The sequence below is a fragment of the Flavobacterium sp. genome, assembly GCF_039932285.1.
Classification (GTDB): domain Bacteria; phylum Bacteroidota; class Bacteroidia; order Flavobacteriales; family Flavobacteriaceae; genus Flavobacterium.
The window spans coordinates 1-10,483 of the sequence record NZ_JBDTQE010000083.1; the positions used below are offsets into that span (position 1 = coordinate 1).

11 protein-coding genes are annotated in these 10,483 nt (G+C 31.3%); 7 read left to right on the plus strand and 4 right to left on the minus strand.

The features are described 5' to 3' along the window. From ABI549_RS12115 to ABI549_RS12145, 7 genes are all read left to right on the plus strand, one after another. The coding region (locus ABI549_RS12115; RefSeq protein WP_348076725.1) for a ParA family protein at positions 1–443 on the plus strand (443 nt) is incomplete at its 5' end. Positions 444–446: 3 nt separating this feature from the next. After that, on the plus strand, positions 447–1,343 hold the full coding sequence (locus ABI549_RS12120; protein ID WP_348076726.1) for a ParB/RepB/Spo0J family partition protein: 897 nt from the start codon (positions 447–449) through the stop codon (positions 1,341–1,343). Further along, complete coding sequence (locus tag ABI549_RS12125; RefSeq protein WP_348076727.1) at positions 1,343–1,921, plus strand: DUF5683 domain-containing protein; 579 nt, start codon at positions 1,343–1,345, stop codon at positions 1,919–1,921. The genes ABI549_RS12120 and ABI549_RS12125 overlap by 1 nt, the downstream gene beginning before the upstream one ends. Before the next feature lie 181 nt (positions 1,922–2,102). Continuing rightward, on the plus strand, positions 2,103–2,807 hold the full coding sequence (gene dapB / locus ABI549_RS12130) for a 4-hydroxy-tetrahydrodipicolinate reductase (RefSeq protein WP_348076728.1): 705 nt from the start codon (positions 2,103–2,105) through the stop codon (positions 2,805–2,807). A gap of 140 nt (positions 2,808–2,947) precedes the next feature. Continuing rightward, positions 2,948–4,489, plus strand: a complete 1,542-nt coding sequence (lepB, locus tag ABI549_RS12135) for a signal peptidase I (protein WP_348076729.1) — start codon at positions 2,948–2,950, stop codon at positions 4,487–4,489. A gap of 47 nt (positions 4,490–4,536) precedes the next feature. Then, complete coding sequence (locus tag ABI549_RS12140; RefSeq protein WP_348076730.1) at positions 4,537–4,779, plus strand: four helix bundle protein; 243 nt, start codon at positions 4,537–4,539, stop codon at positions 4,777–4,779. Positions 4,780–4,937: 158 nt separating this feature from the next. Next, entirely contained in the window at positions 4,938–5,552 is a 615-nt protein-coding gene (locus ABI549_RS12145) for a WbqC family protein (RefSeq protein WP_348076731.1), read from the plus strand. Here the strand turns inward: ABI549_RS12145 and ABI549_RS12150 are convergent. The 4 genes from ABI549_RS12150 to mutL all read right to left on the minus strand — a co-directional run bounded on the left by ABI549_RS12150 (position 5,549) and on the right by mutL (position 10,208). Then, on the minus strand, positions 5,549–6,595 hold the full coding sequence (locus ABI549_RS12150) for an endonuclease/exonuclease/phosphatase family protein (protein WP_348076732.1): 1,047 nt from the start codon (positions 6,593–6,595) through the stop codon (positions 5,549–5,551). The two genes, ABI549_RS12145 and ABI549_RS12150, sit on opposite strands and share 4 nt — an antisense overlap. Before the next feature lie 121 nt (positions 6,596–6,716). Further along, positions 6,717–7,604, minus strand: a complete 888-nt coding sequence (locus ABI549_RS12155) for a rhomboid family intramembrane serine protease (RefSeq protein WP_348076733.1) — start codon at positions 7,602–7,604, stop codon at positions 6,717–6,719. 22 nt (positions 7,605–7,626) lie between these two features. After that, entirely contained in the window at positions 7,627–8,367 is a 741-nt protein-coding gene (locus tag ABI549_RS12160) for a rhomboid family intramembrane serine protease (protein ID WP_348076735.1), read from the minus strand. After that, complete coding sequence (mutL, locus tag ABI549_RS12165) at positions 8,367–10,208, minus strand: DNA mismatch repair endonuclease MutL (RefSeq protein ID WP_348076734.1); 1,842 nt, start codon at positions 10,206–10,208, stop codon at positions 8,367–8,369. The genes ABI549_RS12160 and mutL overlap by 1 nt, the downstream gene beginning before the upstream one ends. Positions 10,209–10,483: the final 275 nt, after the last annotated feature.

The window sequence follows — 10,483 nt, forward strand, 5'->3', positions numbered from 1 at the left end:
AACAAGCATTAGCTTCTGTTAAAGACAAATACGATTATATCATTATAGATTGTGCGCCATCATTGGGTTTACTAACGTTAAATGCTTTGACTGCTGCCGATTCTGTAGTGATTCCTATTCAGTGCGAATATTTTGCATTGGAAGGTTTAGGAAAATTATTAAACACGATAAAAAGTGTTCAAAAAATACACAATCCTGAATTAGATATTGAAGGTTTGTTGCTAACAATGTATGATTCTCGTCTTCGATTATCTAATCAGGTGGTAGAGGAAGTTCAAAAACACTTTAACAATATGGTTTTTGAAACTATTATTCAAAGAAATACTAAGTTGAGCGAAGCACCAAGTTACGGAGAAAGTATCATAAACTATGATGCAACAAGTAAAGGAGCTGCAAATTATTTGAGTTTGGCTCACGAAATTATTAAAAAAAATGCTAAATAATATATGGCACTAGCAAAAAAACAAGCAATGGGTCGTGGTCTTTCCGCTTTATTGAAAGATCCTGAAAATGATATTACCTCTGTTAAAGATAAAAATGCAGATAAAGTTGTTGGGAATATTATCGAATTAGAGTTAGATCTTATCGAAATAAATCCATTTCAACCTAGAACTAATTTTAACGAAGATTCTTTACAAGAATTGGCTACTTCTATTAGAGAATTAGGTGTAATTCAACCCATTACAGTTCGTAAAACGGAGTTTAACAAATATCAATTAATATCTGGAGAACGTCGTTTGCGTGCTTCAAAAATTGTGGGTTTAACAACTGTTCCCGCTTATATCAGATTAGCCGATGATAATGAATCATTAACCATGGCTTTGGTTGAAAATATTCAACGTCATGATTTAGATCCTATCGAAATCGCTTTGTCATACCAAAGATTAATCGACGAAATTCAACTTACTCAAGAACAAATGAGTGATCGTGTAGGTAAAAAACGTTCGACAGTAGCTAACTATTTGCGTTTGTTAAAATTAGATCCAATTATTCAAACAGGGATTCGCGACGGATTCATCTCTATGGGACACGGTCGTGCGATTATAAATGTCGAAAATCATGATATTCAAACTGATATTTATCAAAAAATTGTCAGTCAGAACCTTTCCGTTCGTGAAACCGAAGCTTTGGTAAAAAACTACCAAGAAGGATTGAAACCAAAAACGGAATCGACAGTAAAATCATCTTCATTTGAAATAAATGAAACTGAGAAAAAATCATTTAATGATTATTTTGGTACTAAAGTAGATGTAAAAGTAGCTGGAAACGGGAAAGGAAAAATTACAATTCCATTTCATTCTGAAGAAGATTTTAATAGAATTATTAAACTAATAAAAGGTTAGTGAAAAATTGGTTTTACATAGTGTTTTTTGTCACTGTTTTCGGGAATTTTTCTGGATTTAGCCAAGATGATTTAAAACTGATTGCTTTAGACACTACCACAACAAAAATTAACCCATTAGCTCCTGCCAAAGCGGCTTTTTATTCGGCACTTTTACCCGGATTAGGACAAGCATACAACAAAAAGTACTGGAAAGTCCCTGTTGTTTTTGCTGCTATTGGAACAGGAATTTATGCCTACACTTGGAACAAAAAAAAATACAACGAATACCGTGATGCATACAAAGAACGATTGCTTTTAGGTACACAAAGCACCGATGCATTTAACAATCAAAATACTGGTGGCGTATATTTAAGTGAAGCAAAACTAATTGATGCACAGAAACAATTTCAACGTCAAAAAGATTTATCCCTACTTGTAACTGTCGCCTTGTATATTTTAAATATTGTTGATGCCAATGTTGATGGACATTTGCGCCAATTTAATGTAAACGGAAAATTGACGGTTAGACCAGATATTTACAAAAATGATACTGACTATACTCAAAACTTAGGTGTAACATTAAATTATAATTTTTAATTATGAAAAAACCAAGTGTATTTATTATAGTTTTAGTTCTAATTGGATCCATTGTTAGATATAGTACATCTGAAATTGCTTTATCAATTAGAACTATCGATTTTTTACGAATTTTCACTATTGGATTACTTAGTGGTGTTTTATTAATTATATTAATAACAAAATTTAAAAATAGACTTTAATGAAAATCGCATTGTTAGGCTACGGCAAAATGGGTAAAGTCATAGAACGAATTGCTCTAGAACGTGGTCACGAAATTGTATTAAAAAAATCAAGCACTTCAAACTACGAAGGTCTTGAAAATGCAGATGTTGCCATCGATTTTAGCATTCCAGACAGTGCGGTTTGTAACATAGCACAGTGTTTTGATACTAATGTACCAGTAGTATGTGGTACGACAGGTTGGCTAGAACATTATAATGAAATGGTTTCGCTTTGTGAGTCAAAAAATGGAAGTTTTATATATGGTTCAAATTTTAGTTTAGGTGTAAATATCTTCTTTGAATTGAATAATTATTTGGCAAAAATGATGTCAAATCTAAAGCAATACAAAGTTTCGATGGAAGAAATACATCACACGCAAAAGTTAGATGCACCAAGCGGAACGGCAATTTCATTAGCGAAAGATATTATCGAAAACTCTGATTATACCAGTTGGACTTTAGATAATGCAAAGCAAAATGAACTTCATATTGATGCCAAACGAATAGAAAATATACCAGGAACACACAGTATCTTTTATGATTCTAGTGTAGACCAAATAGAAATAAAACATACTGCTCACAACCGTGAAGGTTTTGCGCTTGGGGCAGTTATTGCTGCTGAATGGCTTGTAAATAAAAAAGGTGTTTTTACAATGAAAGATGTTCTAAATTTAAATCGTTAGATTTTTAGACCCCTTAGATCATTAGAAAATCATCGATAAACAGAGAAAATAAAACAATACACAATTAATAAAATTTAGATATTTAAAACTTTAATATAATCTAAGAAGTCTAAAAATCTAACAATCTAACAATCTCAATTATGACAATATTACAATGGTTTATCTTTTTCCTAATACTTCAAATAGTACATTATTTAGGAACATGGAAATTATACGAAAAAGCAGGTAGAAAATCATGGGAAGCAGCAATTCCTGTGTACAATGCCATAGTTTTAATGAAAATCATCAATCGTCCAACATGGTGGACAGCCTTATTATTTGTACCTATCGTAAACCTTATTATGTTTATTGTAGTTTGGGTAGAAACTTTAAGAAGTTTTGGCAAAAACACAACAAAAGACACTATTCTTGGTGTTGTAACTCTTGGTTTTTATATTTATTATATCAATTATTTTGAAAATGTAGTCTATAAAAGAGACAGAAGTCTAGTTGCTACAACCAAATCTGGGGATACAATAAGTTCTTTATTGTTTGCTATCGTAGTGGCAACTTTAGTACATGGTTATGTGTTACAACCGTTTAATATCCCAACTTCTTCTTTAGAAAAATCTTTATTAGTTGGTGATTTCTTATTTGTAAGCAAATTTCATTACGGAGCAAGAACACCTAAAACAGCGATTGCTTTACCAATGGTTCATGATAGTATTCCATTTATTAAAACTAAATCATACATAAACTTTCCACAGTTACCATCATTTAGATTTCCAGGATTACAAGCTATAAAACGAAATGATATTGTCGTTTTTAACTGGCCAGCAGATACTGTTTATATGTTTCGTGATCCTTCTGGAAGACATATAGACAAACCGCTTGACAAACGTTCAAATTATGTAAAACGTTGTCAAGGTATTCCTGGTGATAATTTGTCGATAAAAAATGGTGATGTTTATATTAATAATAAAAGATTAATTCTTCCAGAGAGAGCAAAACCACAATATTCGTATACAATTATTACTGATGGTTCTAATTTAGATGCAAAATATATAATTGAAGATTTACAAATTACAGATGGTATATATCCAACAGGACCAAACCAATATGTGTTCGCAGCAGTTACAGAAGATGCAGCAAAAAAACTTAAACAAATTCCTGCTATAAAATCTATTGTAAAAAACAATAGTACTGAACCTGATCATAGGCTTTTTCCACACAACCAAAATTGGAGTCAAGATAATTATGGTTCAATATATATTCCTGAAGCGGGAAAAACAGTTGCCTTAAACAAAGAATCTTTGCCTTTTTATAGAAGATTAATTACTGTTTACGAAGGAAATAAATTAGAAGAAAAAGGAGGTCAAATATATATAAATGATAAACCTGTAACAAACTATACTTTTCAACAGGATTATTACTGGATGATGGGAGACAATCGTCACAATTCAGAAGACAGCCGTTATTGGGGATTTGTACCTTTTGATCATGTCGTAGGAAAACCAGTATTTATTTGGTTCAGTATCGATCCTAATTTACCCTGGTCACAAGCCATTGATAAAATTCGTTGGAACAGATTATTTTGTACTGTTGGCGGAGACGGACAACCAACTTCTTACTTCAAATATTTCTTAATACTGTTAGTAGGCTGGTTTGGATTTGATTTCTTTAGAAAAAGAAAAAAAGCATAATTCGGTTATTTGTGTATTTGGTTATTCGTTAATTAGTCGTAAAAATCATGTTTATCTATTCATTTGAAAAATTAGAAGTTTGGGTTGAATCTAAAAATTTCTCCAAATCAATTTATTTGATAACTTCCAAGTTTCCAGATAATGAAAAGTATGGATTAATATCTCAATTGCGAAGAGCATCAATTTCAATTTGCTCTAATATCGCTGAAGGTTCTGCAAGGAACAGTTTTAAAGACAAAGCACATTTTACAACAATGGCATTTAGTTCAGCTGTTGAAGTTCTAAATTAACTAATAATTTCTTTTGAAATTGATTTTATCTCTGAAAATGAATACTTAAAATTACGTGGAGATTTAGAAAGTATTACCAATAAACTAAATGCTCTTAGAACCTATCAAGTAAACAAATCGACGGAAGCCAACAAATAACCAAATCCACAAATAACCGCATGAACGCTTTATTACACCCAACCTATTTTCCATCTATAAGTCATTTTGTGGCAATGGCAAAATCTGATACTGTAACATTTGAAATGGAAGATAATTTCCAGAAACAGACGAACAGAAACAGAATGTATTTGTATAGTCCAAATGGAGCCTTTATGCTAAATATTCCTGTAAAAAACTCGAATAGCAAGCAAATGACCAAAGATGTAAAATTAGAAACGCAATTCGATTGGCAAAAACAACATTTTAAAACACTTGAAGCATCGTACAGAAATTCACCTTTTTTCGAATATTATGAAGATGCGCTGATGCCAATTTTTACAAAAAAACATACTTTTTTGATGGATTTAAATATCGAAACTATCGAAATTGTATCCAAATGTTTGAAACTTGATTTTGCATCACAAAAAACAATAGAATATTTTCATGAAGTTGATGGTTTAGATGATTTTCGTGTTTTAGCAAACGGAAAAAAAGACACGAATACTTTCGACTCTTACACCCAAGTATTTCAAGAGAAGCAAGGTTTCATCAACAATTTAAGCATTCTAGATTTGTTGTTTAATGAAGGGCGATTTGCATTAGATTATTTGAAGAATCAAACGTTACAGCTTTAATCGATAGACAATCTAGTCATTACAGGAAGATGATCTGAGTTTACAAAATCAGGGAAATTAGTGAATTTTTTTACTCGCATTTTACTATCAGCAAAAATATAATCGATACGTGCAGGATAATATTTGAAACTATAAGTTTGTCCGAAACCTTTTCCTGCTTCTTCAAAACAATCTTGCATATTTCCTTTTATACTTCGATATACGTAAGAAAATGCACTGTTATTCATATCACCACAAATCACTATCGGGTATTTACATGATTTTTTGTGGTTCATAATAATCTCTCCTTGTTCTTGTTGTTTTTTGAAAGCTTCACTAATTCTATTAAAAATAATTTGAGATTTTTCTTGATTTATACCTTCTACATTTTCATTAATTTCTTTAACATCGGGTGAAATTTTTATCGATTGTAAGTGTATATTATAAACTCTTACTAAGTCCTTCCCTATTTTTACATCGGCAAAAATGGTGTTATTATTAGATTCTGGAAAAGCCAATTCTCCTTCGTTTACAATAGGGAATTTAGAGAATATAGCTTGTCCTGTCCTTATTTTATTGCCTTTCATAAAAATAGAACTATATGGATATAGTTTTAAATCTATATTCGCAGAAGTAGAATATTCCTGAATACATAAAACATCTGGGTTATTTTCGTTTACAAAGTGTAAAATATCCTGCGCTACATTATCTCTTGGAATCCAGTTAAAAAGATTCAATAACCGGACATTATAACTCATGACTACAAAATCTTTGTCTGAAGTTTCTATGTCTTTTGAAGAGAATTTATAAAATTTATTGATAAAAGTAATTCCCAAAATAAGCACCAATCCTGACAAAATCATTTGCCTCTTAAATTGTAGAAACCAATACACGAAAAACAAACCATTTAATATCAAGAACAAAGGTAAAATTAGAGTTAGTACCGATAAAAACGGGAACCAATTAGGAGCTAAAAACGGTAAAAAATAAGCAAGAAAAGTCAATACAGTTAAAACTATATTACAAAAAAAAGCTAATTTATTAAACCATGATAGGTTCTTCATTTTCTTATTTTATTGAATTCCAAAACAAATAAACGATTTATATTTTTAAGTCGAAAGTCTTAAGGTCATAAAGTCTAAAGTCAGAAGCGTTATGACTTTAGACTTTATGACATTTGACTATTTAAGATTTCCCTGCTTTAAATAAAAATTCTTTTTCATCGACAGTCAAACTATCATAACCTGATTTGCTAATCTTATCTAGAATTTCGTCTATTTGTTGTTGCGTTTTGTCTTTGGTTACAATTTTACTCATTGTTTTAACCACATTTATAGGTTTTGGATTGCGATGTACTTTCTTAAACGGTGTACTTTTTTTTGGTAAAAACAAATTGGCAAACCAATCAATTATTGCATTGAAACCTCTGGTTAAATCGGTTCCATTTTTCAAAAATTTAATATAAATAAACCCAAATAAAGCACCTCCAAGATGTGACAAATGACCGCCAGTATTCTCGAGAGGCAACTGAATTAAATCGACAATCAGGTACAATATGGCAATATGCCAAAGCTTGACAGAACCCAATAATACTAATCGAATATCCATAAAAGGTTGGTAGGTCATGGTAGTAAAAAGAATCGCCATAATGGAAGCTGAAGCACCCACCAAAAGTGTGTTTTGATTGGATAATGACGGCAAAAAAGTATAACAAACTAAATATACAATTCCTGCAAATACACCACCCAAAATATACAAGCCAAATAATTGTTTTTGTGTAAAAAAAGTAACAAACAATCGACCAGCAAAATGAAGCATTATCATATTAAATACCAAATGCAAAATACCGCCGTGAAAAAAAGCATAAGAAACGATGGTCCAAGGTTGCCATACTAAATCACTAAAATGATTAGACAATGCCACATAATTAAAGTAATTAATCCTAATGTGAAACAATTGCAAAACAGCAAATACGATTTCGGGAATAGCAAATAGCAACAGGTTCCAAAAAATTAATTTGGTAGCCATATCGCCATTTTTGTATTGTAATTTTAAATCTTCTAAAATATTCATTCCTATTTTTTAAAATTACTTTTTAGTTCCAACGCCTGTCATTGAAAGAGTTTTTCTTCCAATACCACATAATTATAAAACCTATTAATGCGCCACCAACGTGTGCAAAATGGGCAACACCTCCGCCAAAGATTGAATATCCTGTTAAACCTGAAAATAAATCTATACCAACTAAAACAGGAACAAAATATTTAGCTTTTACAGGAACTGGAATAAACATTAATGCTAATTCTGCATTAGGAAACATAAATGCAAAAGCTATTAATAGCCCATAAATCGCACCAGAAGCTCCAACAGCAGGAACAGAAAATGAAGAAACTAGATTATCAAATTGTGAAGTTGATAATACTTCTTGCCAAGAAGTATTATATTTTCCATCTATTAGAATTTTTAAAACATCTGTAGCTGAATTTCCGTTAGCTGTCAAAATTTTTAAACTATCATGGAAATAATAATAATTCATTCCTGAATGTACTAAAGCAGCACCTAATCCACATGAAAAATAGAAAAATAAAAACTTTTTGCTTCCCCAAATATTTTCTAACAAACTCCCAAAAGATACCAAAGCAAACATATTAAACGCAATATGCATCAATCCACCATGCATAAACATGTGTGTAAGAGGTTGCCAAATCTTAAAATTTGGATTTTCGAAATAATACAATGCCAAAAGTTTTTCAGCATTTGGCACAGCCATACTTCCAAGGAAAAAAATAATATTAATTATCAGCAATTGCTTAACCGCTGGAGTCATATTGTTCATCATATACTAAATTTTTTATCTAAATCTTCTACACTTAACGTGATAAAAGTTGTTTTATTAAAAGGGGAAACCGTTGCTTCTTTACAAGCAAATAAATTATTTACAAGATTTACTTGTGCTTCTTCTGTAAGATAAGTTCCTGTTTTTACGCTCAAACTTCTTGCCATACTTTTTGCCATACTATCCATTTGGCTAAAACTACTATCCGGAACTTCTTCTTGCAAGTCGCTTACTAATTGTTCTAAAACTATAGACGCCTCGCTTTCAGAAACCGTGACTGGCAATCCAGAAACAACAATCGAATCTTTATTTATAGCTTCAAAAACAAATCCTGTACTTTCTAAAGATTGTTGTATCACTTGTATTAATGCGATTTCGTTTCCTGAAAAGTATAAAGTTATGGGAAATAACAATTGCTGACTATTAGCCTGATGAATCGTGATATTGGTTAAAAATTGTTCATACAAAATACGCTGGTGAGCTCTTTGCTGATCTATAATTAACATACCAGATTTTATAGGATTTACAATGTATTTTTTATGAATTTGATACGTAGTTGTTGGTGCTTTTTCTACTTCCGAATCAGAAAACAAAGAACTTGTAACTGTTTCCGATTCAAAACTCATCTCACCAATATCTATCGATTTTGTGTCTAAACCTACATATAAACTTTCCCAATGTGGCAAGTTTTCTGTCTTTGGTTTATACCTAAAATCAGATTGTTTTTTTTCTTCTTGAAAGGGATTAAAATTACTATCTACTTGAATTGTTGGCGTTTCTGCTTCCTTATTTTGATAACTGTATGGTGTATCTAGATTAAAATCTCTTTCGAAATCTAAAACTGGAGCTACATTAAATTGTCCCAAACTATGTTTTGTTGCCGAACGCAAAATGGCATACAATGCCTGTTCATCATCAAATTTAATTTCTGTTTTTGTGGGATGAATATTAATATCTATAGTATGTGGAGGAACATTCAAATACAAAAAGTAACTCGGTTGTGATCCGTCACGAAGTAACCCTTCATAAGCATTCATAATCGCGTGATGCAAATAACCACTTTTTATAAATCGATCATTTACAAAAAAGAATTGTTCTCCTTTATTTTTTTTAGCAAATTCTGGTTTTCCTATAAATCCTTGTATCGATAAAATATCGGTAGTTTCTTGAATTGGAACCAGTTTTTCATTGGTTTTACCCGAAAATATATTTACAATTCTTTGTCTCGCATTCGATTGTGGCAAATTAAACAATTCGCTTCCGTTATGATAAAATGTAAAATGTATATTGTGATGAGCCAAAGCTACTCGTTGAAACTCATCGATAATATGGCGCAATTCGACAATATCTGATTTTAAAAAATTACGTCTGGCTGGAATATTAAAAAACAAATTTTTGACTAAAAATGACGTTCCTTTGGGCAAAACAGCAACATCTTGCGATACAAATTTACTGCCTTCAATAATGATATGAGTCCCTAATTCTTCTTGATCTTGTTTGGTTTTCATTTCTACATGAGCAATGGCAGCAATAGATGCCAAAGCTTCGCCACGAAAACCTTTAGTATGCAAATCGAATAAATCTTCTGCTTGGCGAATTTTTGAAGTAGCATGACGCTCGAAACACAGTCGAGCATCAGTAACCGACATTCCTTTGCCGTTATCAATCACTTGAACCAATACTTTTCCTGCTTCTTTACAAATCAGTTTAATATCGGAAGCGCCAGCATCTATAGCATTTTCTAACAATTCTTTGACTACTGATGCCGGTCGCTGAACGACTTCGCCAGCGGCAATCTGATTGGCAACATGATCAGGAAGTAATTGGATTATACTTGACACTATTGAATTTTAGATTTTGAGTTATTAGGAAAGACATTGGTTTAGAAACCATTGTTTACAAATTTAATGAAAAGGTTTTATATTTTAATATTAAAGGTTTCTTAAAAAAGAAAAAACCTACTAAAATCATCTAGTAGGTTTTATTATTTCATAATTTTTTTAATTACGATAATGCAGCTTTAACTTGATCTGCAGCTTCTTGAAACTGTACCGCCGATAAAATTGGCATACCTGAATTGTCTATTAATTCTTTTGCAATTTCAGCATTTGTACCT